Annotated in this window: 20 protein-coding genes and 1 pseudogene; 10 read left to right on the top strand and 11 right to left on the bottom strand. The window is 72.1% G+C overall.

What is annotated here, in order from left to right; genetic code table 11:
* Positions 1 to 43: 43 nt before the first annotated feature.
* The 5 genes from ACWCV3_RS02510 (at position 44) to rbsD (ending at position 5,984) form a co-directional block, all read left to right on the top strand.
* Positions 44 to 1,114 (top strand): LacI family DNA-binding transcriptional regulator, encoded by a 1,071-nt coding sequence (locus ACWCV3_RS02510; RefSeq protein ID WP_451217224.1) that lies wholly within the window; start codon positions 44 to 46, stop codon positions 1,112 to 1,114.
* Positions 1,111 to 2,655: a sugar ABC transporter ATP-binding protein gene (locus ACWCV3_RS02505; RefSeq protein ID WP_451217221.1), complete on the top strand. Its 1,545-nt coding sequence runs from the start codon at positions 1,111 to 1,113 to the stop codon at positions 2,653 to 2,655. Before ACWCV3_RS02510 ends, ACWCV3_RS02505 begins: the two co-directional genes overlap by 4 nt.
* Positions 2,645 to 4,588 (top strand): ABC transporter permease/substrate-binding protein, encoded by a 1,944-nt coding sequence (locus tag ACWCV3_RS02500; RefSeq protein ID WP_451217218.1) that lies wholly within the window; start codon positions 2,645 to 2,647, stop codon positions 4,586 to 4,588. Before ACWCV3_RS02505 ends, ACWCV3_RS02500 begins: the two co-directional genes overlap by 11 nt.
* A gap of 74 nt (positions 4,589 to 4,662) precedes the next feature.
* Positions 4,663 to 5,598, top strand: a complete 936-nt coding sequence (locus tag ACWCV3_RS02495; protein WP_451217215.1) for a ribokinase — start codon at positions 4,663 to 4,665, stop codon at positions 5,596 to 5,598.
* Entirely contained in the window at positions 5,595 to 5,984 is a 390-nt protein-coding gene (rbsD, locus tag ACWCV3_RS02490; protein WP_451217212.1) for a D-ribose pyranase, read from the top strand. The genes ACWCV3_RS02495 and rbsD overlap by 4 nt, the downstream gene beginning before the upstream one ends.
* Positions 5,985 to 6,310: 326 nt before the next feature.
* On the opposite strand, the gene ACWCV3_RS02485 is transcribed toward rbsD, so the two are convergent.
* From ACWCV3_RS02485 to ACWCV3_RS02465, 5 genes are all read right to left on the bottom strand, one after another.
* Positions 6,311 to 8,152 carry a glycoside hydrolase family 3 protein gene (locus ACWCV3_RS02485; protein WP_451217209.1) on the bottom strand — a complete coding sequence of 614 codons (1,842 nt, stop codon included), beginning with the start codon at positions 8,150 to 8,152 and terminating at the stop codon, positions 6,311 to 6,313.
* 164 nt (positions 8,153 to 8,316) lie between these two features.
* Positions 8,317 to 9,750: a S28 family serine protease gene (locus ACWCV3_RS02480; protein WP_451217206.1), complete on the bottom strand. Its 1,434-nt coding sequence runs from the start codon at positions 9,748 to 9,750 to the stop codon at positions 8,317 to 8,319.
* Positions 9,751 to 9,837: 87 nt separating this feature from the next.
* Entirely contained in the window at positions 9,838 to 10,227 is a 390-nt protein-coding gene (locus ACWCV3_RS02475; protein ID WP_451217203.1) for a hypothetical protein, read from the bottom strand.
* Between the two features lie 105 nt (positions 10,228 to 10,332).
* Positions 10,333 to 14,052: an ABC transporter ATP-binding protein gene (locus tag ACWCV3_RS02470; RefSeq protein ID WP_451217201.1), complete on the bottom strand. Its 3,720-nt coding sequence runs from the start codon at positions 14,050 to 14,052 to the stop codon at positions 10,333 to 10,335.
* A gap of 340 nt (positions 14,053 to 14,392) precedes the next feature.
* Positions 14,393 to 15,316, bottom strand: a complete 924-nt coding sequence (locus ACWCV3_RS02465; RefSeq protein WP_451217198.1) for a serine hydrolase — start codon at positions 15,314 to 15,316, stop codon at positions 14,393 to 14,395.
* 404 nt (positions 15,317 to 15,720) lie between these two features.
* Between ACWCV3_RS02465 and ACWCV3_RS02460 the strand changes: the two genes are divergently transcribed.
* Positions 15,721 to 16,011, top strand: coding sequence for a hypothetical protein (locus ACWCV3_RS02460; RefSeq protein ID WP_451217195.1), 291 nt, complete (start codon positions 15,721 to 15,723; stop codon positions 16,009 to 16,011).
* On the opposite strand, the gene ACWCV3_RS02455 is transcribed toward ACWCV3_RS02460, so the two are convergent.
* Complete coding sequence (locus ACWCV3_RS02455) at positions 15,986 to 16,300, bottom strand: MmyB family transcriptional regulator (protein ID WP_451217192.1); 315 nt, start codon at positions 16,298 to 16,300, stop codon at positions 15,986 to 15,988. The two genes, ACWCV3_RS02460 and ACWCV3_RS02455, sit on opposite strands and share 26 nt — an antisense overlap.
* Positions 16,301 to 16,329: 29 nt before the next feature.
* Between ACWCV3_RS02455 and ACWCV3_RS02450 the strand changes: the two are divergent.
* Positions 16,330 to 17,037: pseudogene (locus ACWCV3_RS02450) on the top strand (MFS transporter); the annotation flags it as partial.
* Positions 17,038 to 17,205: 168 nt separating this feature from the next.
* The gene (locus ACWCV3_RS02445) at positions 17,206 to 18,009 is read left to right on the top strand and encodes an endonuclease I family protein (RefSeq protein WP_451217189.1); all 804 of its coding nucleotides are present in this window, start codon (positions 17,206 to 17,208) and stop codon (positions 18,007 to 18,009) included.
* A 67-nt stretch (positions 18,010 to 18,076) separates the two neighbouring features.
* On the opposite strand, the gene ACWCV3_RS02440 is transcribed toward ACWCV3_RS02445, so the two are convergent.
* The 3 genes from ACWCV3_RS02440 to ACWCV3_RS02430 are packed head-to-tail and all read right to left on the bottom strand — an operon-like array spanning position 18,077 to position 22,244.
* Entirely contained in the window at positions 18,077 to 19,762 is a 1,686-nt protein-coding gene (locus ACWCV3_RS02440) for a thiamine pyrophosphate-binding protein (RefSeq protein ID WP_451217185.1), read from the bottom strand.
* Complete coding sequence (gene speB, locus ACWCV3_RS02435) at positions 19,759 to 20,727, bottom strand: agmatinase (protein WP_451217182.1); 969 nt, start codon at positions 20,725 to 20,727, stop codon at positions 19,759 to 19,761. Before speB ends, ACWCV3_RS02440 begins: the two co-directional genes overlap by 4 nt.
* Before the next feature lie 56 nt (positions 20,728 to 20,783).
* Entirely contained in the window at positions 20,784 to 22,244 is a 1,461-nt protein-coding gene (locus tag ACWCV3_RS02430) for a sodium:solute symporter (RefSeq protein ID WP_451217180.1), read from the bottom strand.
* 194 nt (positions 22,245 to 22,438) lie between these two features.
* On the opposite strand from ACWCV3_RS02430, the gene ACWCV3_RS02425 reads away from it, so the two are divergent.
* Together ACWCV3_RS02425 and ACWCV3_RS02420 are read left to right on the top strand one after the other, a co-directional pair.
* Positions 22,439 to 23,971, top strand: coding sequence for a helix-turn-helix domain-containing protein (locus ACWCV3_RS02425; protein WP_451217177.1), 1,533 nt, complete (start codon positions 22,439 to 22,441; stop codon positions 23,969 to 23,971).
* 134 nt (positions 23,972 to 24,105) lie between these two features.
* Complete coding sequence (locus ACWCV3_RS02420; RefSeq protein ID WP_451217174.1) at positions 24,106 to 24,894, top strand: phosphatase; 789 nt, start codon at positions 24,106 to 24,108, stop codon at positions 24,892 to 24,894.
* Positions 24,895 to 24,961: 67 nt separating this feature from the next.
* Here the strand turns inward: ACWCV3_RS02420 and ACWCV3_RS02415 are convergent, their stop codons facing one another.
* Together ACWCV3_RS02415 and tesB are read right to left on the bottom strand one after the other, a co-directional pair.
* On the bottom strand, positions 24,962 to 25,399 hold the full coding sequence (locus tag ACWCV3_RS02415) for a hypothetical protein (RefSeq protein WP_451217171.1): 438 nt from the start codon (positions 25,397 to 25,399) through the stop codon (positions 24,962 to 24,964).
* Between the two features lie 400 nt (positions 25,400 to 25,799).
* The gene (gene tesB, locus ACWCV3_RS02410; protein WP_451217168.1) at positions 25,800 to 26,666 is read right to left on the bottom strand and encodes an acyl-CoA thioesterase II; all 867 of its coding nucleotides are present in this window, start codon (positions 26,664 to 26,666) and stop codon (positions 25,800 to 25,802) included.
* Positions 26,667 to 26,694: the final 28 nt, after the last annotated feature.

The following is a 26,694-nucleotide window of genomic DNA, read 5'->3' as shown; positions in this document are numbered from 1 at the left end:
AACACGTCGTTGTAAACGATTCCACAAGGAGGTGGAGCCGTCGATGGCGAGCATCAAGGACGTCGCCGCCGCGGCGGGTGTCTCCGTCGCCACGGTCTCGCGCGTGCTGAACGCTCATCCCTCGGTGAGCGCCGAGGCGCGCTCCCGTGTGCTGGATGCCGTGAAGGCACTGGAGTACCGGCCGAACGCCGTCGCCCGGTCCCTGCGCACCGACCAGACCCGCACCCTCGGTCTGATCATCAGCGACGTGCTGAACCCGTACTTCACCGAGCTGGCCCGCTCGGTGGAGGAGGAGGCCCGCGCCCTCGGCTACAGCGTGATCATCGGTAACGCCGACGAGCGGCCCGATCTCCAGGACCACCACATCCGGACCCTGCTGGACCGCCGGATCGACGGACTTCTGGTCTCGCCCGCCGACGGCGCCTCCCCGCTGCTGCAGGACGCGGCGCGCGGGGGCACCCCGATGGTGTTCGTGGACCGGTGGATCCCGGACCTCGACGTCCCCGTCGTACGGTCCGACGGCCGCGCCGCCGTGCGGGACCTGGTCGCGCACCTGTATGCCCTCGGGCACCGGCGTCTCGCCATCATCGCGGGACCGGGCAGCACCACGACCGGTAGCGAGCGTGTGGAGGCCTTCCGCGAGGCGATGGCGGACCACGGGCTCGGTCTGCCGGACGCCTACACCGGCCAGGGCGACTTCCAGGCCGCCAGCGGCCGCCGGGTCACCGAGGGGTTCCTCGACCTGCCGGAGCCGCCCGAGGCGGTCTTCGCGGCCGACAACCTGATGGCGCTCGGCGCGCTGGACGCGATCCGCGCCCGCGGGTTGCGGGTTCCGCAGGACATCGCGCTCGCCGCGTTCGACGACATCCCGTGGTTCGTGCACACCGACCCGCCGGTCACGGCGATCGCCCAGCCGACGGGCGAACTGGGCCGGACCGCCGTACGGGCCCTGGTGGCCCGGATCGAGGGACGGGACCCGGAGTCCGCCGCCTTTCCCGCCCGGCTCGTCGTGCGCCGCTCGTGCGGTGAGCCCCCCGCCTCCGGGCCTCCCTCCCGGACTGCCTCCCAGACCCCCACACAGTCCCCCTCCCCAGTGCGAAGGAGCACGTCGTGAGCGACCCGGATGAGTTGCTGCGTATCGAAGGCATACGGAAAGCCTTCCCGGGCGTGGTCGCGCTTGACGGCGTCGACTTCGACCTGCGCCGGGGCGAGGTACACGTACTGCTCGGCGAGAACGGCGCCGGAAAGAGCACCCTGATCAAGACCCTCTCCGGTGCCCACACCCCCGACGCCGGGCGGATCCTCGCCGGCGGCGAGGAGGTGCGCATCCAGGGCGCGCAGGACGCCGAACGCCTCGGGATCGCCACGATCTACCAGGAGTTCAACCTGGTCCCCGAGCTGACGGTCGCCGAGAACATCTTCCTGGGCCGCCAGCCGCGCCGCCTCGGGATGATCGACCGCAAGAAGATGGAGGCGGACGCGGAGCTCCTCCTCGCACGGGTGGGCGTCGACGTCTCGCCCCGCGCCCGGGTACGTGAACTCGGCATCGCGCGCCTCCAGATGGTGGAGATCGCCAAGGCGCTGAGCCTGGACGCACGCGTACTGATCATGGACGAGCCGACCGCCGTGCTCACCTCGGAAGAGGTCGAGAGGTTGTTCGCCATCGTGCGTACCCTGCGCGCGGACGGCGTCGGCATCGTGTTCATCACCCACCACCTGGAGGAGATCGCCGCGCTCGGCGACCGGGTCACCGTGATCCGGGACGGACGCAGCGTCGGCCAGGTCCCGGCCTCCACCCCCGAGGACGAGCTGGTGCGGCTGATGGTGGGCCGGTCCATCGAGCAGCAGTACCCGCGTGAGCGGCCCCCCGCCGCCGGCGAGCCCCTGCTCCGCGTGGAGGGCCTCACCCGCGGCGGCGTCTTCCACGACGTGAGCTTCGAGGTGCGCGCCGGCGAGGTCGTCGGCGTGGCCGGACTGGTCGGCGCGGGCCGTACCGAGGTCGTCCGCGCCGTGTTCGGCGCCGACCCCTACGACGCGGGAAGCGTCAGGGTCTCCGGAGCCGAGCTGCGGCGCGGCGACGTGAACGCGGCCATGACCGCCGGGATCGGTCTGGTACCCGAGGACCGCAAGGGCCAGGGCCTGGTGCTGGACGCCTCCGTGGCGGAGAACCTGGGCCTGGTGACCATGCGGTCCGCGACCCGGGCCGGGCTGGTGGACCGCAAGGCGCAGTACACCGCCGCCGAACGGATCGCGGCACAGCTCGGCGTGCGCATGGCGGGCCTCGGCCAGCATGTGCGGACCCTGTCCGGCGGCAACCAGCAGAAGGTGGTCATCGGCAAGTGGCTGCTGGCCGACACCAAGGTGCTGATCCTCGACGAGCCGACGCGCGGCATCGACGTCGGCGCCAAGGTCGAGATCTACCAGCTGATCAACGAACTGACGGCTCAGGGCGCCGCCGTCCTGATGATCTCCAGCGACCTGCCCGAGGTGCTCGGCATGAGCGATCGGGTGCTGGTGATGGCACAGGGCCGGATCGCGGGCGAACTCACCGCCGACGAGGCCACCCAGGACACCGTCATGGCCCTCGCCGTCAGCACCCCCACCACCGAAGCCGTGAACACCACCACCGAGAAGGAGGGCCCCCGTGGCCACTGACACGCTCAAGAGCACGACGGGGGCGGGTGCCCCGGGCGGCCTGCGCCGTCTGCTCCTCGACAACGGCGCGCTGACCGCGCTGATCGTCCTCGCCGTCGCCCTGTCGGCCCTGTCCGGCGACTTCCTGACGACGGACAACCTGCTCAACATCGGCGTCCAGGCCGCCGTGACGGCGATCCTCGCCTTCGGTGTGACGTTCGTGATCGTCGCGGCGGGCATCGACCTGTCGGTCGGTTCGGTGGCCGCGCTCACCTCGACCGTGCTGGCCTGGAGCGCCACGCAGTCCGGCATGCCGGTCGCGCTCGCCGTCGTCCTCGCCATGGCCACCGGTGTCGGCGCGGGCCTGGTCAACGGCTTCCTCATCGCCTACGGCAAGCTGCCGCCGTTCATCGCGACGCTGGCCATGCTGTCGGTGGCGCGCGGTCTGTCCCTGGTGATCTCCGGCGGTGTCCCGATCGCCTTCCCGGCGTCGGTCACGCATCTCGGTGACACCCTCGGCGGCTGGCTGCCGGTGCCCGTCCTGGTCATGGTGGCCATGGGGCTGCTCGCGGCCCTGGTGCTCGGCCGCACCTACATCGGCCGCTCGATGTACGCGATCGGCGGCAACGAGGAGGCCGCGCGGCTGTCGGGCCTCCGGGTCAACCGGCAGAAGCTCGCCATCTACGCCCTGTCCGGCGTGTTCGCCGCCGTCGCGGGCATCGTGCTCGCCGCCCGGCTGGGCTCCGCGCAGCCGCAGGCCGCCGACGGCTACGAGCTGGACGCCATCGCCGCGGTCGTCATCGGCGGCGCCTCCCTGGCGGGCGGCACCGGCAAGGCCTCGGGTACCTTCGTCGGCGCGCTGATCCTCGCCGTGCTCAGGAACGGCCTCAACCTGCTGAACGTGTCGGCCTTCTGGCAGCAGGTCGTGATCGGTGTCGTCATCGCCCTCGCCGTGCTGCTCGACGCGGTGCGCCGCAAGGCCGGGGCCACCCCGGCGGCCGGTGCGGGCGGCCCCAAGGGCAAGCAGGCGGCGACGTACGGACTCGCGGCCGTGGTCACGGTGGCCGTCGTGGGCGCGACCTCCTTCCTGCACAGCGGCTCGACGTCCTCGGCGAACCCGAGGATGGGTCTGTCGCTGTCCACCCTCAACAACCCCTTCTTCGTGCAGATCCGCTCGGGCGCCCAGGCCGAGGCCAGGAAGCGCGGCGTGGACCTGACCGTCACGGACGCCCAGAACGACGCCTCCCAGCAGGCCAACCAGCTGCAGAACTTCACCAGCTCCAAGGTCGGCGCGGTCATCGTCAACCCGGTGGACTCCGACGCGGCGAGCAACTCCGTGAAGGCCGCCGGCAGGGCGGGCATCCCGGTCGTCGCCGTCGACCGCGGCGTCAACAAGGCGTCCATCGACGCGCTGATCGCCTCCGACAACGTCGCCGGCGGTGAGCTGGCGGCCCGGTCGATCGGCGAGAAGCTGGGCGGCAAGGGCAAGATCGCCATCCTGCAGGGCCAGGCGGGCACCTCCGCCGCCCGTGAGCGCGCGGCAGGCTTCGCCAAGGGTCTGAAGGCCTATCCGGGCATCGAGGTCGTCGCCCAGCAGCCCGCCGACTTCGACCGCACCAAGGGCCTGGACGTCATGTCCAACCTGCTCCAGGCGCACCCCGACGTCCAGGGCGTCATCGCCGCGAACGACGAGATGGCTCTCGGCGCGATCAAGGCTCTCGGCTCCAAGGCGGGCAGGTCGGTGGCGGTCGTCGGCTTCGACGGCACACCGGACGGCCTGACCGCGGTCAAGCGCGGCACGCTGTACGCCTCGGTCGCGCAGCAGCCGAGCCAGCTCGGCCGGATCGCCGTGGACAACGCCCTGGACGCGGTGCACGGCAAGAAGATCAAGCCGATGGTGAAGGTGCCCGTGAAGGTCGTCACGAAGCAGAACGTGGCGGGCTTCACCGGCTGACGGCGCGCAGGGGCGGGCGGCCGTGTCCGGCAGGTGCGGCTGCCGCCCCGGTCCATCTCTCAGGGAGACAACTCATGTACGACTACGACCTCCTGGTCGTGGGTTCGGCCAACGCGGACCTGGTGATCGGTGTCGAGCGGCGGCCCGCCGCAGGCGAGACGGTGCTGGGCGGCGACCTGGCCGTGCACCCGGGAGGCAAGGGCGCCAACCAGGCGGTCGCCGCCGCCCGGCTCGGCGCCCGCACGGCTCTGCTGGCGCGGGTCGGCGACGACGGCCACGGCCGGCTGCTGCTGGACTCGCTGCGCTCGGCCGGTGTGGACACCGCGAGCGTGGCGGCGGGCGGGGCGCCGACCGGCGTCGCGCTGATCACCGTCGACCCCTCCGGGGACAACAGCATCGTGGTGTCGCCCGGCGCCAACTCCCGGCTCGACGCCGGTGACGTGCGGGACGCGGAGCGTCTCGTGCGCGGCTCCCGGGTGGTGTCGGCGCAACTGGAGATCCCCGTGGAGACGGTGGCGGAGGTCGTCCGGACACTGGGGGACGGGAACCGGTTCGTGCTGAATCCGTCGCCTCCGCAGCCGCTGCCGGCGGAGGTGCTCGCGGTCTGCGACCCGCTGATCGTCAACGAGCACGAGGCGCGGGTGCTGCTCGGCGACGCCCTCACCGGCGAGGAACCGGAGGACTGGGCGCGGCTGCTGCTGGACGCGGGGCCACGTTCGGTGGTCGTGACGCTGGGCGCCGAGGGCGCGCTGGTGTGCGACGCGTCCGGGGCGCGGCGGGTGCCGTCGGTGAAGGTGGACGCGGTGGACACCACCGGTGCCGGGGACGCGTTCACCGCGGCGCTGGCCTGGAAACTGGGGTCGGGCGCGGGGCTGGCCGAAGCCGCCGCCTACGCGGCCCGGGTCGGCGCGGCGGCCGTGACCAGGCGGGGCGCGCAGGAGTCGTACCCGACGGCGGCCGAAGTCGACGCGCTCGGGACGCCGGACAGCACGAAGGGCGGGGGACGGTGAAGAAGGCAGGCATTCTCAACCGGCATCTGGCCGGTGCCGTGGCGGCACTGGGCCACGGCGACGGGGTCCTGGTGTGCGACGCGGGCATGCCGATACCGGACGGGCCCCGGGTGGTGGACCTCGCCTTCCGTGCGGGCGTCCCCACCTTCGCCCAGGTCCTGGAAGGCCTGCTGGACGAATTGGCCGTCGAGGGAGCCACGGCGGCCGAGGAGGTACGGGCGGCCAACCCCGAAGCGAGTGCGCTGCTGGACGCCCGGCTGCCCGGACTGGCCCTGGTCCCGCACGAGGAGCTCAAGCGGATGTCCGCGCGAGCACGGCTGGTGGTACGTACGGGTGAGGCCCGCCCCTACGCCAACGTGCTGCTGCGCTGCGGGGTGTTCTTCTGATCGCACGGGTCCGAGGGCCGGCGTCCTGGCCGGGACCGGCGGGACCGGACGCCTGAGAGAGTTTCGAGGGGGTGGCCCCGGTCTCGTCGACCGGGGCCACCCCCTCGGCTTTCCCCCTGCGCGCCAAAGCTTCGCGATCCCCCCACGGAATCCCCCCCGAAGCCCTGACGCGTAGTACGACACCGGGTGGCGGCGAAGGGTTGCACGCCCGTGGGAAGTTTTTTCGCGGGCTCCCAGCGGCCTGCCCGTGATCCCCGGCGGATCGGCGACGCGGCGCGGCGCCGCAGCTGTCGCCGGACCGTCCGCCGGGGGCCGCGGGACATCCCTCAGTAGCTCAGTCCGTACCCGAGGGGATACAGCTCCTTCGCCGGGTCGTCCGCCCGTGCGACCGGCACCGGGAGCTTGCCGCGCGGCTTCACCCGGCCCGCGATCACCCGTGCGGCGGCCCGGAGTTCGACGTCGGTCCAGCAGTAGGCGGCCAGGTGCGCCCTGACCTCGGTCAGCTGGGCGACGTCGTACGGGTTGCGGATCGCCAGGGCGATGACGGGGCGGCCGGTGTCCAGCAGGCGTTGGGCCAGGGTGCGCTGGGAGCTGCCCGCCGTGACGTTGTAGGTGGCCACGATCACCGCGTCGGCGTCCCTCGCGGCGGTGACCGCCCTGGTGATGGCGTCCGCGGTGGGCGCGGTGCCCGTGGACAACGCCGTCGCGCTGAAGCCGAGTCCGTTCAGCGCTGCGGCCAGTACACCGGTGGGCGGGCCGGTGGTGCCGGACGGGGAGGCCGGGTCGGCGCCGACGACCAGGACCTTCGGCTGCCTGCGCCGGTCCAGCGGGAGCAGCCGGCCCTCGTTGGCGAGCAGGGTGGTGGTGCGCTCGGCGATGCGGTCCGCGGCGGCGAGGTGCTGCTTGTCGCCCACGGTCCGGTCGACGCCGGCGCGGGTGACGCGGGTGCTCCGGAACAGGCCGAGCTTCGCCTTCATGCGCAGGATGCGGAGAACCGATTCCTCCACGCGGGCCTCGGTCAGCTCGCCGTCCCGGACGGCGGCCAGCACCGCGTGGTAGGCCACGTCCATGGACGGCGGGTTGAGGAGCTGGTCCACGCCCGCCTTCAGCGCGAGCACCGGGACCCGGTCGTCGCCGTACTTGGTGCGGACGCCCTCCATGCCGAGGGAGTCGGTGATGACGACGCCGTCGTAACCGAGTTCGCCGCGCAGGATGCCGGTGACGACGGGATGGGAGAGGGTCGCGGGGTCGCCGGAGGGGTCGAGCGCGGGAAACTGGATGTGCGCGGTCATCACGGAGTCGATGCCCGCGGCGACGGCGGCCCGGAACGGCACCGCGTCCAGCGTCTCCCACTGCTCCCGGCTGTGCGTGATGACGGGGAAGCCGGTGTGGCTGTCGACGGCGGTGTCGCCGTGGCCCGGGAAGTGCTTGGCGGTGGCCGCGACCCCGGCCGCCTGGTAGCCCCGCACCTCGGCCGCGACCAGGGCGCCGACGAGGGCGGGGTCGGCGCCGAAGGACCGTACGCCGATGACCGGGTTGGCCGGGTTGACGTTGACGTCGGCGTCGGGCGCGTAGTCCTGGTTGACGCCCATCGCGCGCAGCTCGGTGCCGGAGATGCGGCCGGCGGTGCGGGCGTCGGTGCGGGAGCGGCCGGCGGCGAGCGCCATGGCGCCGGGGAGCAGGGTGGCGGGTTTGCCGATCCGGCAGACGGCGCCGTGCTCCTGGTCGGTGGCGATGAGCATGGGCAGTCCGCGCGGCCGGGCCAGGGAGGAGCGCTGGATGCCGTTGGAGAGGTCCGCGATCTGGTGCGGGTCACGGGTGTTGTGGGCCCAGGTGAAGTAGATGATGCCGCCGACCCGGTACCGCTCGATCAGCTCGTCGGCGGTGCGGACCCCGAGTTCCGACAGGTTGGCGTCGATGTCCGCCTGGTCGGGGGCGGTGGCGGAGTGGCCGTAGATCCGGGAGACGAAGAGCTGGCCGACCTTCTCCTCCAGCGTCATCCGGGCGATGGTCCCGCGCAGCGCCGCGTCGTCGGGTACGGCGGCGTGGGCCGTGCCGGAGGCGGCGGGGACGGCGAGCGCGGCGCCGAAGCCGGCCGCGCTCGCGAACAGGGACCGTCTGGAGGGTCCCGCGGTGCTTCCCGTGCTTCCCGTGCTGGTGTGGTGCACGTGCGCCCCTTCCGAAGGAGAGAACCGCTGAAGGAAACTTTCGGAAGTCACCAATATCCGGGAAGTTTCTTTCCGTCAAGGGAACTCACGGGGCGTCACCCACCGCGACGGAAACGGCGGAAGGGGCGCCGGACGGGTTTCCGGCGCCCCCTCCCCCGCACGCGTTACGGGCGCAGCGCGGGCTCGCGCTCCACGTCCCGCACGTCCAGCCTGGCGTCGAACCGGGCCAGCGGCTTCGCCGCCGACGGGTCGGCCTGGACAGCCGGGGACGCCACCCCGGCCCACTTGAGGATGCGGGCGGTGGCGAAGCCCCGCTCGTCGGCGACCAGCCCGGCGACGTTCGCGCCGTGGTTCATGCCGGGCGCGGTGTACACGTACGCGTCACGGGCGCCCGCGCCGGGGCGGAACCGCTCCGAGCCCCACGGGTCGTTCTGCCCGTACACGAAGAGCATGTGCCGGGCGTGGTGCCGGACCCAGTTGTCCACGTCCCGCATGGCGCCGTACTGGAAGCGCATCGGGATGGAGCGGGGCACGAAGTTGCGCGGCGGCTGGTAGCCGTAGCGGATCAGCTTCCGCTCGATGTGCGGGAAGTGGATGGTGGGCGCGCCGAGCTGGGTACCCGCCTGGTAGTAGTACGGCGTGTACTGCTCAAGACCCTGGTCGGTGTAGGCGGAGAAGCCGGAGATGGTTTCGACCGAGTCCCAGATCGCGTCGTCGGTCGCGGTGGCCGCGCCGGCCGGGACGGAGTCGCAGTCGGCGAGGCCGCTGTACTGCCAGAAGCCCCAGACGTAGTCCAGGACGACGGCCTCGTACGCCTTGTCCAGCGAGCCCACGGTGGTGAAGGTGTAGCCGTTGTCGGCGGCGTACTCGGCGTACCGCTGCTCCAGGGGCTTGCGGCGGACCAGGGCCTCGCGCTGGACGGCGTTCAGCCTGTCGCGGCACTCCTTGGTGCCGACGCGCTCGAAGAAGCGGTCGTAGGCCGAGTCCTCGTCGTTCACCACGTCGTTGGGGGCGACGTAGGCGACCACGCCGTCCATGTCGCGGGGGTAGAAGCGCTCGTAGTAGGTGGCCGTCATGCCGCCCTTGGAGCCGCCGGTGGCCAGCCAGTTGGCGGAGTACAGCGGCTTCAGCGCCTCGTAGACGGCGTGCTGGTCGCTCGCCGCCTGCCAGATGTCCAGCTTGGACCAGTCGGCGGGGGCCGGGCGGGACGGGGTGAAGAAGCGGTACTCCAGCGAGACCTGGTTGCCGTCCACGATCTGGGTGGGCTCACGGCGGGACGGCGTGGTGGAGACGTTGTAGCCGCTGGTGTAGAAGACCGTCGGACGGCTCACGTCCTTGTGCAGCACGGTGATCCGCTGCTGGAAGGTGCCCCGGTCCGGGTGCCGGTGGTCGACCGGCTGGGTGAAGTTCAGGACGAAGTAGCGGTAGCCGGTGTACGGCTTCTCCTCCACCAGGCTGATGCCGGGTATCGCCAGCAGCCGGTCCTTGATGTCCGTGGGTGCCGGCGGTGCGGCGGTGGCCGCCCCCGCTGTGCCCGCCGTGCCCAGTGTGCCGATGAGCACCGTGAGCGCCAGCAGCCATCTCAGCGCCTTGCGCATGCGCACTCTCCCCTGTGAGACAGATGTCCGCCGGAAGCTATCCGAGCAACTGCCATCACACCAGAGGGGATTGGCTGCCTCGCGCGATCAGCACAGAATCCAGCCGGAGCTGACGGTGCTCCGGCCGGCCGCTCCGCGCACCTTGACGCACCGGTGCCCGGCGTGCACGGTCACCGGTCCGGCGTGGTACCGGTAGCGGCCCCGGTCGGTCACCGGCCGGTTGCCGCGCGCCTGCACACTGACCAGGAGGACACCGGAACCGGGTTTCCTGGCGACGGTGGTCGCGCACACGAAGCCGTTGACCCGGTAGAGGTGGACGGTGCCGGCCGCGAACGGCAGCGTGCGCACCTCGCGTCCCGCGCACCGCCCGCCGGCCGCCGCCTCGGCGGTGCCGGGCGCCGCGAGGGCGAACACCCCGGACAGGGACAGCGCGGCCGCGCCGAGTGCCGCCCACCGCCGTATCGCCCCACCGTCCACTGCTCGTCCTCCCCCGCCTCAGGGCACACTTCTGCGATCTACGTACTGATGTACGGACGCTTCGGATGTGCCGGATGGTTGCGCGGACCCCGGCGCGCGCACTCCTCAGGAGGTGACGCCGACCGGTTCCTCCGGCTCCGACTGCCCGATGAAGGTACGCCACATGTCGGCGTACCGGCCGTCGCGGGCGAGGAGTTCGGTGTGCCGGCCGTCCTCCACGATCCGCCCGTGCTCCATCACCACGACCCGGTCGGCGCGGGCGGCCGTGGTCAGCCGGTGGGCGACCACCAGGGTGGTGCGGCGGCCCGCGAGCCGGTCGGTGGCGTGGTTGACCTGGGCCTCGGTGGCCAGGTCGAGCGCGGCCGTCGCCTCGTCCAGCAGCAGCACGTCGGGGTCGACCAGCTCGGCGCGGGCCAGCGCGATGAGCTGGCGCTGCCCGGCCGAGAGGTTGCGGCCGCGCTCGGCGACCTCGTGCAGATAGCCGCCGTCGAGGGTGGCGATCATCTCGTGCGCGCCGACCGCCCGCGCGGCCGCCTCCACCTCGGAGTCGGTGGCGTCGGGCCGGCCGTAGGCGATGGCGTCCCGGACCGTGCCGGGGAACAGGTACGCCTCCTGCGGCACCACCCCGAGCCGGTGCCGGTAGGAGGTGAGGTCGAGCGCGCGCAGGTCGGTGCCGTCGGCGGTGACCCGGCCCGAGGTCGGGTCGTAGAACCGGGCCACCAGCTTGACCAGCGTCGACTTGCCCGCGCCGGTCTCTCCGACGAACGCCACGGTCTGCCCGGCCGGGATGGCGAGGTCGATCCCGGTGAGCGCCTCCTCCTCGTCGCCGTAGGCGAAGGACACGTCCTCGAAGGCGATGTCACCGCGCAGCGAGAGCACCTCCAGCGGGGCGTCGGCGGCCCCGGTGGAGGCCGGTTCGCGCAGCAGCTCCTGGATACGGCCCAGCGACACGGTGGCCTGCTGGTAGCCGTCGAAGACCTGGGACAGCTGCTGCACCGGGGCGAAGAACAGGTCGATGTAGAGCAGGTAGGCGACCAGCGCGCCCGTGGTCAGCGTCGCCGCCTCCACCCGCCCGGCACCCGAGATCAGCACGGCGGCGGCCGCGACCGAGGACAGGAGCTGGACGAAGGGGAAGTAGACCGAGATCAGGAACTGGCCCCGGACACGGGCCTGCCGGTAGGAGTCGCTGCGCTCGGCGAACCGGCGCCCGCCGTCCCGCTCGCGGCGGAACGCCTGCACGATCCTGAGGCCCGCCACCGACTCCTGGAGGTCGGCGTTCACCACCGACACCCGCTCCCGCGCCAGCTCGTACGCCTTCACACTCGCCCGGCGGAAGAAGAAGGTGGCGAGGATCAGCGGGGGCAGCGTGGCGAACACGACCAGAGCGAGCTGGACGTCCAGAACCAGCAGGGCGCCCATGATCCCGAAGAAGGTGACGACCGAGACGAACGCGGTGACCAGGCCCGTCTGCAGGAACGTGGACAGCGCGTCCACGTCGGTGGTCATCCGGGTCATGATCCGGCCGGTCAGCTCGCGCTCGTAGTAGTCCAGGCCGAGCCGCTGGAGCTGGGTGAAGATCTTCAGCCGCAGCGCGTACAGCACCCGCTCGCCGGTGCGGCCGGTCATCCGGGTCTCGCCGTACTGCGCGGTCCACTGCACCAGCACGGTGAGCAGGCCGAGCAGGGAGGCCGCCCAGACCGCGCCGAGGGCGGTACGGGTCACGCCCTCGTCGATGCCGTGCCGGATCAGCACGGGCAGCAGCAGGCCGGAGCCCGCGTCGACGGCGACCAGCGCCAGGCTGACCAGGAGCGGGCGCCCGAAGCCGTGCAGCAGGCGGCGCAGCCCGTAGGAGTCCTCGGCGCGCACCGCGCGGGCCTCGTCCACGTCCGGGGTGTCGGTGGCCGGGGGCAGCGCCTCGACCTGGGCGAGCAGCTCGGGGGTGGCCGGGGTGCCGGAGAGGGTCTGCTCCCTCGGTGTGCGGTCGCCGGTCCACAGCCGGGGGGTGACCCCGCGCTCGGCGTCGAACTCGGCGTCCAGCTCCTCGCGGACGGAGGTGTCCTCGGCCGGCCCGGCCGGGCGGGCGTGGCCCGGCGAGGGGGCGCCCAGTTCGTCGGGGTCGGTGAGGAGCCTGCGGTAGAGCGGACAGCGCTCCTGGAGCTCCTCGTCGGTGCCGAGGTCCACCAGCCGACCGCCGTCGAGCACGGCGATGCGGTCGGCGAGGCTGAGGGTGGAGCGGCGGTGGGCGATGAGCAGGGTGGTGCGGCCCGCCATGACCTGGGCGAGCGCCTCGTGGATCTCGTGCTCGACCCGCACGTCCACCGCCGAGGTGGCGTCGTCCAGTACCAGCAGGCGGGGGTCGGTGAGCAGGGCGCGGGCGAGCGCGAGGCGCTGGCGCTGGCCGCCGGAGAGGGTCAGGCCGTGCTCGCCGACCTTGGTGTCGTACCCCTCGGGCAGCTCACGGACGAACCGGTCGGCCTGGGCGGCGCGCGCGGCGGCCTCGATCTCGTCCTCGGTGGCGTCGGGACGGCCGTAGGCGATGTTCTCGCGGACGGTGGCGGAGAACAGGAAGGAGTCCTCCGGGACCAGGCCGATCGCGGCGCGCAGCGAGTCGAGCGTCAGCTCGCGCACGTCGTGGCCGCCGACCAGGACGGCACCGTGGGTGACGTCGTAGAAGCGCGGCAGCAGCAGGGAGAGGGTGGACTTGCCGGAGCCGGAGGAGCCGACCACGGCCAGGATCTCGCCGGGGCGGATCTCCAGGCTGAGCCCGTCGAGCACGGGCCGCTCGGGGTCGTAGCCGAAGGAGACGCCGTCGAACTCGACGGAGGCGGGGGCGTCGGCGGGCAGGGGCTTGGTGCCGTCCCTCAGCGACGGCTCGGTGTCGATCAGCTCCAGGACGCGCTCGGTGCCGGCGCGGGCCTGCTGGCCGATGGTGAGGACGACGGCGAGCATCCGGACCGGGCCGACGAGCTGGGCGAGGTAGGTGGAGAAGGCGACGAAGGTGCCCAGCGTGATGTGCCCGCGCACCGCCAGCCAGCCGCCGAGGGCCAGCATCGCGACCTGGCCGAGCGCGGGAACGGCCTGGAGGGCGGGGGTGTACTTGCTGTTCAGCCGGATGGTGCGCAGCCGCCCCGCGAACAGCCTGCGGCCGACCTCGCGCAGCTTCCCGGTCTCCTGCTCCTCCTGCCCGAACCCCTTCACCACGCGGACGCCGCTCACCGCGCCGTCGACCACGCCCGCGACGGCGGCGGCCTGGGCCTGGGCGTACCAGGTGGCGGGGTGCAGCCGGGTCCGGCTGCGGCGGGCGATCCAGCCGAGGGCGGGGGCGACGGCCAGCGCGACCAGGGTCAGCGGCAGCGACAGCCAGGCCATGATGCCGAGCGAGATCAGGAAGAGCAGGACGTTCCCGATGGTCATCGGGAGCATGAACAGCAGGCCCTGGATGAGCTGGAGGTCGCTGGTGGCGCGGCCGACGACCTGCCCGGTGGACAGCTCGTCCTGGCGGCGGCCGTCGAGCCGGGTGATCGTGTCGTACATCCCGGTGCGCAGGTCGTATTGGACGTCCAAGGCTAGCCGTCCGCCGTAGAAGCGGCGGACGTAGGTGAGGACGTAGATCAGCACCGCGGCGCCGATCAGGGCGCCGGCCCAGGGGGCCATGTCGCGGGTGTGGTCGCCGATCACGTCGTCGATGATCACCTTGGTGATCAGCGGGACGAAGGCCATGACGGCCATCCCGCCCAGGGAGGCGCCTAGCGCCAGGACGACGTCCTTCGGATGGCGCCAGGCGTATGCCGCCAGTCGTCGTGCCCATCCTTGTTGCGGTCCCACGCGGGTGTCCTCCGTCGTTCTGCCTGATCTTCCGTGAGGCACAAACACGGGGGTGCGAGGGGGTATTCCGGGCAGGGTCGCGCCGCCCGGCGGGCGGGGGCGTTTGGACCCGTGCGGGAACGCGTCGCGTCGTACGGCGTCCGCGCGGAAGGCAAGTCCGGAGAAGGGCCACGTCAGCGCGCCGGACGCGGCCCGCCCGGACGCGGCGGCACGGCGGTGCGCCTGCGGGGACTGGTCCCCGCCGGACAGCGGCGGCGAGGGCCGCGAACAGGGTCCGGGTGCGCATGCCGGTCACCGTAGGGCGTGCGCGGTGACCGGCGGGTGAGCGCCCGGTGAGGGATCAGCCCTGCGGCGGGGTCGCGACGAACGCCTCGCGGGGGGTGCTGGTGGGGACGTAGCGGGAGGTCGCGGCGGTGGTGGGGACCAGGTCCTTGTGTATGACCCTGGCGATGTTCTGGATGGTGGTGACGCCGTAGTCCATCGTGCTGTTGTCCTGGGTCAGCACGGTGATGGTGTAGTCGTGGCCGCCGCCGTCGAAGGTGCCGAGGCTGTGGACGCGCCAGCCGTGCGTGGAGCGCTGCAGCCAGCCGTTCTTGACGTGCACGGCGACGGTGGAGGGGGCGCCGGCCGGGGTGCCCCAGCGCTGGGACGATACGACCTGGCCCATCAACTTCAGAATGTAGGCGCGGGAGTTGTCGCTCAGCACGGAGTTCTTGGCGGTGACGAGCTTCAGCAGCTTCTGCTCGTCGGTGACGTTGATCTGGGTGAGGCCCCAGTAGCCGTTCGCACCCGGCGTCGTCCTCGTCATCCCGGCGGCCGTGAGGAAGCTCTTGACCTTCGCGGCGCCGAGCTGCTTCCACAGCTTGCTGGTCGCGGTGTTGTCCGACTTCGTGATCATCGCCGTGGCGAGCGAGGTCTCGGTGCCGGTCAGGTACCGGTTGTGCTTCTTCGCGTCCCACAACAGGGTGGCCAGCACGGTGACCTTGACGGTGCTGGCGGAGTCGTACGCGCTGGTCGCCCGCAGCGTGCACGACGTCTTCGTGCCCGCCTCGTAGACCCCGACCGCCACGCTCCCCTTGCGTTTGTCGACCGCGGCCCCGATGTCCTTGCTGAGCTTGGCCGCGAGCCCGGCCTTGGCGGAGGTGCAGGTGACCGCGGCGGCGGCGGATGCGGGGGCGGCCCCGGCGACGGGCACGAGCAGTGCTCCGCCCAGAACGGCGGCGAGCGCACCCTTGCGGGCGCGGGGTGATATCCGGTGCGTCATGCACGGGTTGACTCTTGGGGAGGGGGGAGGGTTGCACAGGTGTTCGTGGAGGCGTGGGGGGGAGCTCCCCCCGACGTGATCATGACGCGATCTCTGCCGCCTCTTGGCGTTCTCTTCGATTGCAAACCGCCGTCCCCACTAGGGTCGTTGGGTTGGTGCGTCGACGGAGAGGACGGTGTTCCGAGGCATAGGAATGTCACGCGGGGACGTATCCGCCGCAGCGGCGGCCTGGCGGGAGCTTCCCCCGGCCCGGATGCTCCGCCTCCGGCATGCGAAGAACCTGCTCACACCGCTACGGAGCATCATGGACGCCCTCGACCCGGATGACCCGGCCCGCTCGGAGCTGTCCGCGTGGCTGGACCTGGTTCCCGAACTGCCTTGAGGCCCCGAGGAGAGCAGGACGCATGACAAATGGCATCGACGCGGCCGGACTCCAGGTCTGGTCGGTCGAGGAGAAGACCCTCGACACGGCGGTGTGCGTGGTGCGCTGTGTGGGCGACATCGTGCGTGTCGGCCAGAAGTTTCAGGAGGTACAGGAGTTCATGGGACCTCTGACCCTGGTCCGGATTCTCCGCTACCAGAAGGACGTCGATTTCGTGGACCCGCCGCACAGCGCGAAGGTGCACCTGTCGGGAGCGGCGGTCAGCGTGCTCGAACGGGGCACGGTCCTCACCGCTGCGCGCACCGGGGCATGACCGGGCCGGTCCGCGTCAGGAGATGCGGAGCCCGTACCGAGGCCGACCCCGCTTCCGGCATGTATGCAATCAGCCGCTGACCCGAGGGAGCCGGAAGCGTCAGCGTCTCGAAGGCCAGGTCCAAAGGGCCCGCGGTCGGGTGGTGCAGCTGCTTCACGCCCGAGGTGCACGTGCGGACCGGGTGGCGCTTCCAGCGGGACAAGAACTCATGGGAAGGGATGGTCAGTTGGCTCACGAGATCGGTGAGGCGCTGGTCGGCGCCCGGCATCGCGGCCGCCAACTGCCTCACCGACGCGCTCGCGTGTTCCGGGCGGCACGGGGTCGTACGGCGGAACGGGCGGGTCAGTGCGCGCAGGTGGGCCGTCTCGTCCTCCGTCAGGCGCTCCCCTTAGCCCTCGCCGTACTGTTCCTCGCCCCGGCGGTCGCCGCGCGGCCGCCCCGCTGATACCGCTCGCGGTGCTGCGGAAGCCGACCGTGGCCTGGGGGAACGCCGTCGGGCTGCTCGCGTTCCTCACCGAGACCTCGCTGGTCTTCCCGCTGACCCTGTACCTCCAGGAGGTGCTCGACTTCTCCCCGCTTGCGGCCGGGCTGGCCTTCGGCGTGCTGGGCGCGGGTACGGTCGTCGGCGGCTCGGTGGCGCCCCGGGTCATCGCCCGGCTGGGCAACAGGCGGACGCTGATCGCCGGCGGCCTCGTCCAGGCGGTGTCCACGGCCGCGCTGCTGGGCCTCGGCGAGGGGCACGGCTCGCTGGCACTCCTGCTCGCCGCCACCTTCACCGGCGACGTCGGCAACATGCTCGTCATCGTCGGCTTCATGGTCACCGCCACCTCCGGCCTGGCCGACCACGAACAGGGCCTCGCCACCGGCCTCACCACGATGACCCAGCAGATCGGCATCACCATGGGCACCCCGATCATGAGCGCAACCGCCACCGCCGCGATGCCGAGCGCGACCGCCCCAGCCGTCCTGACGGGCCTGAAGACGGCGATCGCGGTGAACGCGGTGCTGGTGCTCCTGGGCGTACTCGCGGGGCGCCGGGCCGGCCGGCGGCCCCAGGGGCCCCAAGCAGCCTTCACGACAACCGACTTGCCGGATCTCGACACACAACAGCCACCTCCTCTTCACCGCCATCTATGCGTGTCCATGTCACGCTGCGGTTGTCCGCTCAATCAACCCGCGTAGATCGGTCCCCCCATGCCCGTGACGCACACACACCGTTGGAAGACTCCGGCACTGGTCGCTTCGGCGCTACTCGTCGGCCTCGCCCTCCCCACGGCGGCCGCCACCCCGGCAAGCGCGACGACGACCTCGTACGACACCACGTACTACAAGAACGCCGTCGGCAAGACGGGCGCGAGCCTCAAGTCCTCGCTGCACACCATCATCAGCAGCCAGAGCAAGATCTCGTACTCGGCGGTCTGGGACGCGCTGAAGGTCACCGACCAGGACCCGAACAACAGCAACAACGTGATCCTGCTCTACAGCGGCGTCTCACGCGCAAAGTCCCTCAACGGCGGCAGCACCGGCGACTGGAACCGCGAGCACACCTGGGCCAAGTCGCACGGCGACTTCGGCGAGGTGACCGGTCCCGGCACCGACCTGCACCACCTGCGCCCCGCGGACGTCCAGGTCAACAGCATCCGCGGCAACAAGGACTTCGACAACGGCGGCAGCGCGGTCAGCGGCGGGGGCGGCAGCCTCACCGACTCCGACTCCTTCGAGCCGCGCGACGCGGACAAGGGCGACGTGGCCCGGATGATCCTGTACATGGCGGTCCGGTACGACGGCGGCGACGGCTTCGCCGACCTGGAGCCCGACGAGAAGGTCAACAACGGCAGCGACCCGTTCATGGGCAAGCTGTCCGTCCTCAAGCAGTGGAACGACGAGGACCCGCCGAGCGCCTTCGAGGAGAAGCGCAACCAGGTCATCTACGACACCTACCAGCACAACCGCAACCCGTTCATCGACCACCCGGAGTGGGTCGACGCGATCTGGTGAGGGCACGACGGTGGTGAACCCGCCCGCGGAGGGGGGTTCACCACCGCCCGGTGTCCGGCGCGGCCGGTCAGCCCAGGTGCGTGGGCGCGAACATCCGCAGCACCGCCGGGAGGACGACCACCGAAGGGCCTGGCGCGGCTAGGGCCTTGGCGAGGTCCGCCTCCAGCGTCTCCGGGGAGGTCCGCACACCCGGCACTCCGAAGGACTCCGCGAGCGCGACGTAGTCCGGCCGCGTCAGCTCGGTCGCGGTCGGCTCGCCGAAGGCGTCCGTCATGTACTCGCGGAGGATGCCGTAGCCGCCGTCGTCGACGATGAGCCACGTCACGGGCAGGTCGTACTGCCGGGCCGTCGCCAGCTCCGCGATGGAGTACAGCGCGCCCCCGTCGCCGGAGACGGCGAGGACCGGTCGGGTCGGGTCGGCGGCGGCCGCGCCGAGGGCGGCGGGGAAGCCGTAGCCGAGGCCGCCCGCGCCCTGGGCGGAGTGCATGGTGTTGGCGCCGCGCGGGTCGAAGGCGGACCAGGCCCAGTAGGCGAGGATCGTCATGTCCCAGAAGGACGGCGAGCCGGCCGGGAGCGCGCGGCGCACGGACGCCAGCACGTCCTGCTCCAGCGTGAGTTCCTGCCCGGCGATGCGGTCGGCGATCCGGGCGAGCACGTCCCGCACCCGCTCCGGGGCCGTGGCGTCGCTCCGCTCGGACACCGTCTCCAGCAGCGCCTGCAGCGCGAGGCGGGCGTCGGCGTGGATGCCCAGCGCCGGGTGGTTGGACTCCAGCTTGCCGAGGTCCGCCTCGATCTGGATCACCCGGCCGCGGGGCTTGAACGTGTGGTAGTTCGAGGAGAGTTCACCGAGCCCCGAACCGACCACCAGCAGGACGTCCGCGTCCTCCAGCAGGTCGGTCATGTGCCGGTCCTCCAGCCACGACTGGAGGGACAGCGGGTGCTCCCAGGGGAAGGCGCCCTTGCCGCCGAAGGTGGTCACCACGGGCGCGGCCAGCCTCTCCGCGAGCCGGAGCAGCTTGCCCGAGGCGTCGGACCGTACGACTCCCCCGCCCGCGATGATCGCGGGGCGGCGCGCACGCGACAGCAGGTCCGCCGCCACCGCCGTGAGTTCGACGCGCGGGAGGAGTTCCTCCGGGGTCGCGTCCGGGGCCGTCACCACCGGCAGCGAGGTCTTGGCCAGCAGCACGTCCTGCGGGATCTCCACCCACACCGGCCCGTGCGGAGCGGTCAGCGCGGACCGCCAGGCCTCCGCGACGGCCGAGGGGATCTGCGACTGCGAGCGGACCGTGTGCACCGACTTCACCACGCCCCGGAACGACGCCGACTGGTCCGGGAGTTCGTGCAGATAGCCGTGCCGGCCGCCGCCGAGCCCGGCCGTCGGGATCTGGCTGCTGATCGCCAGGACCGGCGCGGAGGCCGACGCCGCCTCCTGGAGCGCCGCCAGCGAGGTCAGCGCGCCCGGCCCGGTGGAGAGCAGCAGCGGCGCCGCCTCCCCGGTGATGCGGCCGTACGCGTCCGCCGCGAACCCCGCGTTGTTCTCCACCCGCAGGCCGACGTAGCGCAGCGAGGAGCGGCGCAGCGCGTCGAACATGCCGAGTGCGTGCTGGCCGGGCAGGCCGAAGACGGTCGTCGCGCCCAGCCCGGCCAGGGTCTCCACGACCAGGTCGCCGCCGTTGCGCCCCGGCGGGGGATTCAGGGCCGCCTCTGTCTGCGCCTCGGTGGGGCGGAGTTCCAGGTCGTGGTCGTGCGTCACTTGGAGCGTGCCTCCGCGATCTGCCGGGACATGATGGTGGTGAGCTCGTACGCGGTGTGCGAGGCCGCGACCGAGGTGATCTCGGCGTGGTCGTACGCCGGGGCGACCTCGACCACGTCGGCCGAGACCAGGTTGCAGGACGCGAGCCCGCGCAGGATCTCCAGCAGCTCGCGGGAGGTCATGCCGCCCGCCTCCGGGGTGCCGGTGCCGGGGGCGTGCGCCGGGTCGAGGCAGTCGATGTCGATGGAGATGTACAGCGGGCGGTCCCCGAAGCGCTGGCGGAGCTGGTCGGCGACCTCGTCCGCGCCCCGGCGGTAGACGTCGGCCGAGGTGACGATGCCGAAGCCCATCTTCTCGTCGTCGGTGAGGTCCTGCTTGCCGTACAGCGGGCCGCGCGTACCCACGTGGGACAGCGCCTCGGTGTCGAGGATGCCCTCCTCCACCGCGCGGCGGAACGGGGTGCCGTGGGTGTACTCGGCGCCGAAGTAGGTGTCCCAGGTGTCGAGGTGCGCGTCGAAGTGCAGCAGCGCCACCGGGCCGTGCTTCCTGGCGACCGAGCGCAGCAGCGGCAGCGCGATGGTGTGGTCGCCGCCCAGGGTCATCAGGCGGGCGCCGGTGCCGAGCAGGTCGTCGGCGGCGGCCTCGATGGTGTCGACGGCCTCGTTGATGTTGAACGGGTTCACCGCGATGTCGCCGCCGTCCGCGACCTGCGCGAGGGCGAAGGGCGAGGCGTCCTGCGCGGGGTTGTACGGGCGCAGCAGCCGGGACGCCTCGCGGATGGCGTTGCCGCCGAAGCGGGCGCCCGGCCGGTACGAGACACCGGAGTCGAACGGCACGCCGACCACGGCGACGTCCGCACGGCCGACCTCGTCCAGCCGGGGCAGCCGGGCGAAGGTCGCGGGACCCGCGTAGCGCGGGACGCGGGAGGAGTCGACGGGCCCGCGGGGCGTCTCGGAGCTGCTCATTCTGAAATGCCTTCTTCCTTGCGCTTCGTCGCGCATGTACTGCTTTCCGTACGACTCTACTGGTGAGCCGGGACCGGTTCGGACGGGAGTTCGGGGGACTTGCCGGCGAGGCGGTCGCGCCAGGCGGCGAGGACGCGTTCGTCGGTGGGCCTGGTGGCCAGGGAGACCACCAGGTAGGCGGCGAGGGAGGCGAGCAGGCCGTAGTACACGGGCTCGTTGGCGAGGATGCCGTAGGCCGCCATGAGGCCGATCACCGCGAGGCCGCCGACGATCACGGAGGCGAGGGCGCCCTGCACGGTGCCGCGCTTCCACAGCAGTCCGCCGAGGATCGGTACCAGCAGCCCGCCGACGAGCAGGTTGTAGGCGACGGTCAGTGCCTCGACCACGTTGTTCAGCGCGATGGCGGTGCCGATCACCGCCAGGCCCATGATCAGGATGAAGGCGCGGTTGCCCCTGACCTCGTCGCGCTCCTCGCCACCGGGGCGGACGATGCCGCGCAGCCGGGACCAGATGTCGTTGTTGGCGACGGTCGCGCAGGCGATCAGGGCACCGGAGGAGGTGGACATCACGGCGGCGAGGGCGGCGGCCAGGACGAGGCCCCGGACGCCGACGGGGAGTTCGTCCTTGACGATGGTGGCGAAGGCGTCGTCCGGGCTCGCGAGCTTGGGGTAGAGCACCTTGGCGGCGGTGCCGATCACCGAGCCGGCCACCGCGTAGACCAGGCAGTACGTGCCGGACGCGGTGCCGCCCCACTTGGCGGTGCGGTCGTCGCGGGCGGTGAACACGCGCTGCCAGATGTCCTGGCCGATCAGCATGCCGAAGGTGTAGATCAGGACGTAGGTGAAGATCGTCTCGCCGCCGATGCCCAGCGGGTCGAAGTAGGAGGTCGGCAGCTTGGCCCTCATCCCGGAGAAACCGCCCGCCTTGACCACGGCGATGGGCAGCAGCAGGAGCAGGACGCCGATGGTCTTCACCACGAACTGCACCATGTCGGTGAGCGTGATCGACCACATGCCGCCGAGGGTGGAGTACGCGACGACGATCGAGCCGCCGAGGACGATCGCCAGCGTGCGGTTCATGTCGAACAGCACGTCGAAGATGGTGGCGTAGGCGATGGTCGAGGTGACCGCCAGCATCAGGGTGTACGCCCACATGACCACGCCGGAGATGACCCCGGCCCGGCCGCCGTAGCGCAGGTCCAGCATCTCGGAGACGGTGTAGACCTTCAGCCGGGCGATGCGGGCGGAGAAGAACACCGACAGGGCGAGCAGGCCGAGGCCGATGGTGAAGACCATCCAGGCACCGGAGAGGCCGTACTTGTAGCCGAGGCCGACCCCGCCGATGGTGGACGCGCCGCCGAGCACGATGGCGGCCATGGTTCCGGAGTACATGGCCGGGCCCAGTCTGCGGCCGGCCACCAGGAACTCGCTCTTGGACTTGGCGCGGCGCATGCCCCACCAGCCCATGGCGAGCATCCCGGCGAGATAGACGACGATCACTGTGTAGTCGACGGCCATGGGCTGGGCCCTCCTTCGCGCGCTTGTCCGGTGGCGTGTCGTGCTCTGGCGTGGGTGTGCCGACGGCAGCGGTCCGCGGGGACATCCGCCCGTACCCGAGGCTGCCGTTCCGCTAGACGATAGGTGGCCGGAAAGCGACTGCGAAGTGTACGTTTCATCCATATGAACGGGGTGGACAGGAGGATGTGCACACCATGTCGGAGCCGACCGCCCCGGCCGTCCCGCCGACCCCGCCCGTGCCGCTGACCGCGCTGCTGGCCCGCGAGGACCTGGGGCTGCGCCAGATCGCCGGCCCCCCGGCCCAGGACACCGTGATCCACTGGGCGCACACCTCGGAGATGGCCGATCCCTACCCCTATCTGCTGGGCGGCGAGCTGCTGCTGACGGCCGGGGTGCACGTGCCGGAGGCGGCGGGGGCCGAAGCGGGCGCCCCCTGCTCGAGCGAGGTCGAGAGCTCGGGGGAGTATTTCGAGGACTACGTGGCCCGGATCGTCGCGGCGGGCGGCGCGGCCCTCGGCTTCGGGCTGGCCCCGGTGCACGACACGGTCCCGCGCGCGCTGGTCGCCGCATGCGAGGCGCAGGGGCTTCCGCTGCTGGAGGTGCCGCCCCGGACCACGTTCTCCGGGGTGGCCCGCGCGGTGTGGCAGCTCATGGCGCAGGCCCGGCTCGCCGAGCTGCGCCGGGTCACCGAGGCCCAGCAGAGCCTCGCGGCCGCCGCCTCCCGCCCCGACCCGGTCCCTTCGGTCCTGCGCCGGCTCGCCCGGCACCTCTCCGCCCACGTCCTCCTGTCCTCCCCCGACGGCACGGTGATCGCGAGCGCGGGCCGCGCCCCGGTACCGGGCACGCGGGAGGCACTGCGGAAGCTGACGGCGGTGGTACGTCCGGACACCGGCCCCGCGGACACCGCCCGGGAGGCGCCCGCCTCCGCCACCGACGCCCTCGGGAACAGCCAGCTCGCCGCCTACGCCCTGGGCGGGAGCAGCGGGTTCGTGCTCGGTGTGGCCACCGGGCGGCGCGAGCCGGCGGACCACACCATCGCCTCCGTCGCCGCCGTTCTGCTCTCCCTGCTGACCGGTGACCACCAGAGCGGGCAGGGCGCGGCCCGTTCCTCGGCGCTGGTCCGGCTGCTGCTGGGCGCGGCCCCCGCGGAGGTGGCCGGGCTGCTGGGGAACGGCGGGCGGTGGCTCGTCGTGCACGGCCGCCCGGAGAACGGCGCCCCCGATCCGGTGGGCGCGGCCGCCCTCGGTGCGGCGCTGGGCTCACCGCTGATCGACCTGGGCCGTGACGTCGTACGCGTCCTGGTGCCCGCCGGGCGGGAGCCGGCCGCGCAGCCCGGCTGGACCCTCGGTGTCGGCGCGCCCGCAGAGCCGGACGGCTGGCCGTCCGCCGACGCCCAGGCCGCCCGCGCGCTGGCCCGCGCCCGCGCCACCCGTGTCCCGCTGGTCCGGTACGGCGCCCGGCCGGGGCTGGCGGAACTGGTGCCGCGCGCGGACGCGGAAGAGCACGCGCGGACCCTTCTCGCCCCGCTCACCGCGGGCCCGGCCCTCACCGAGACCCTGCGCACCTGGCTTTCCCTGCACGGCAGTTGGGACCGTACGGCGGTCGCGCTCGACGTGCACCGCAACACCGTGCGCCAGCGCATCGGCCGCTGCGCGGCCCTCCTCGACACGGACCTGGACGATCCGGACGTACGCATGGAGCTGTGGTTCGCCCTGCGCGACCACTGATCCACCCGGAGTCCCCGTCAGGGCCTCTCGTTCGGATCATGCCGGGCTCGCGAGGTCCGGCATGATCCACACGAAAGCGACCTGGAGGGGCGTCCCGGAGACGGCGGATCGTTCGCTGCCCCACAATGGGGGGCATGCCGATATCCGGGACGCCCAGCCGCGCTCAGCTCGTCGACCATCTGGTGAGAACGCGGATCGCGGGGGACGTGGCCACGCCCCGCGAGAACAACCTCTCCCACTACCGCAGGCTGGCCAACGGCGACCGGCATTTCTGGCTCGGCCTGGAGCTGGGTGACCGCTGGACCGACGAGCAGGACGTGCTCGCGGTGATGGCCGAGCGGGCCGGAGTGAACGACGACGCCGAGCACCGGTACGGGCAGGACACCATCGACCCGGAGCTGACCGTCGCCGCGCTGGAGCGTCTCGCGCTACGGCTGCGCAAGGCGGCCGAGGACGGCCAGCGGGTGCTGTTCGCCACCGGGCATCCGGGCGGCCTGCTGGACGTGCACCGGGCCACCGCCGCCGCGCTGCGCGCCGCCGGCTGCGAGATCGTCGTCATCCCGGAGCGGCTGCAGACCGACGAGGGCTATGTCATGCAGTTCGCGGACGTGGCCGTGCTGGAACACGGCGCGACGCTCTGGCACACCCATTCCGGGGAGCCTATGCGCGCCATCCTCACCGGTCTGGAGCGTGAGGGCCGCGAGCTGCCGGACCTCGTCGTGGCCGACCACGGCTGGGCCGGATACGCGGCGCAGCACGGCGTCGACGCGGCCGGGTACGCCGACTGCAACGACCCGGCGCTGTTCCTCGCCGAGGCAGAGGGCACCCTCCAGGTCGCGATCCCCTTGGACGACCACGTGGCCAGCCCCCGCCACTACGACCCGATGACGGCGTATCTGCTCGACCAGGCCGGACTCGCCTGATCCCCCCCGACGCGGGAGTGCGACCCCCTCGAGGGCCGCACGTCTCGCTCAGATCGCGGTGTTTTCGTCAGCGACCGTGACCGCCGCCACCGTAGCCACCGCCGTGACCGCCGTAGCCGCCGCCGTAGCCGCCGTGGCCGTAGCCGCCGTAGCCGCCATGGCCGTAGCCGCCGTAACCGCCGTGGCCGTAGCCGCCGTGGCCGTAGCCGCCGTGGCCGTAGCCACCCCAGTAGTTGCCGTTGTCACCCCAGTTGTTCCAGTTGTTCCAGTTGTTCCAGTTGTGGTGACGACCCCAACCCCAGTCGTCGTCGTTCCACCAGCCGCGGTCGTTGTTGAACCTGTTGTGGTGACCGTCCCGGTAGTCCCTGTCGTAGGAGCTGTAGGAGCCGTGGTGGCCGTTCGGGGTCGCCGAAGCGGTGCCCGCGGCGCCCACCGCTGCTCCGCCGGCCAGCAGAAGGCCGGTGGCGGACAGGGCGACAAGACGCCTCGCGCGCGTTGATCGCATGAGAAATTACCTTCCATCTCCATCGTCTCTCGCGACCCCGATCTGGGTGCGAGGTGGATGGCCGTCACCGCGAAGAGGAAGATTGCGGCACGGTCTTCAGGTGTCACCGCAGTGTGCTGAGCGGCACGGTCGTACTCCGCCGACGCCTTACAGACCACCCTTACGCGATGAGCGCCTTCGGGTGCTGCGGCTGAGGTCCGGGAAGCCGGACCTCGTCGCCGGGCAAGCCGTGTGCTGCGGCTTTCACTCTTAAAGCGTAGTCCCGGATGCGTCGCGCGTCCTGTTGAGCGGTCTACTGAGTGACGGGTTCTTCCGGACGCCGCGCACACGGCGCCGGCGTCCTCGCGACCGAGGACGCCGGGGCAGGCCGACTCACCTGTTGGTGAAGGAAGTTGACCCGTCAGCGCGGTACGCGGACCACGCCCTCCTGGACCACCGAGATCGCGAGTTTCCCGTCCCGCGTGTGGATGCGGGCCTGGCCCAGACCCCGGCCGCCGTGCGCGGACGGGGATTCCTGGTCGTAGAGCAGCCACTCGTCGGCGCGGAAGGGGCGGTGGAACCACATCGCGTGGTCCAGGGAGGCCCCGACCACGTCCCCGACGGCCCAGCCGCCGCGCCCGTGGGCGAGGAGCACCGAGTCCAGCAGGGTCATGTCGGAGACGTAGGTGGCGAGGACGACGTGCAGCAGGGGGTCGTCGTCCAGCTTGCCGTTGGCGCGGAACCAGACCTGGCTGTGCGGCTCACGCGGGACGCCGAACTCCCCGTACGGCGGCTCGTCCACGTACCGCAGGTCGATGGCCTCGCGCGCCTCCAGGAATCGCTCGACCACCTCGGGGTCGAGGTGGGCGTAGCCACGCAGGCGCTCCTGGGACGTCGGCAGGGTGGCCGGGTCGGGCGCGTCGGGCATGGCGGCCTGGTGGTCGAGGCCGTCCTCGTGACTCTGGAAGGAGGCGGAGAGGTGGAAGATCGGCTTGCCGTGCTGGACGGCGACCACGCGGCGGGTGGTGAAGGAGCGGCCGTCGCGGATGCGGTCGACGCTGTAGACGATCGGCGCGCCGGGGTCGCCGGTGCGCAGGAAGTACGCGTGCAGCGAGTGGGCGGCGCGGTCGGCGGGCACCGTGCGCCCCGCCGCGACCAGCGCCTGGGCGGCGACCTGGCCGCCGAAGACACGGGGGATGACGGCGGAGCGGGACCGCCCGCGGTAGATGTCCTCCTCGATCCGCTCGAGGTCGAGCAGATCGAGGAGGTCCTGAAGTGCCTGGCTCATGGCGTGTAGTTGTACCGGCCAGTCATTG

The organism is Streptomyces sp. NPDC001781 (assembly GCF_053596035.1).
The sequence above is the reverse complement of the archived record's forward strand: the minus strand, read 5'-3'. Positions and strand labels throughout refer to the sequence as shown.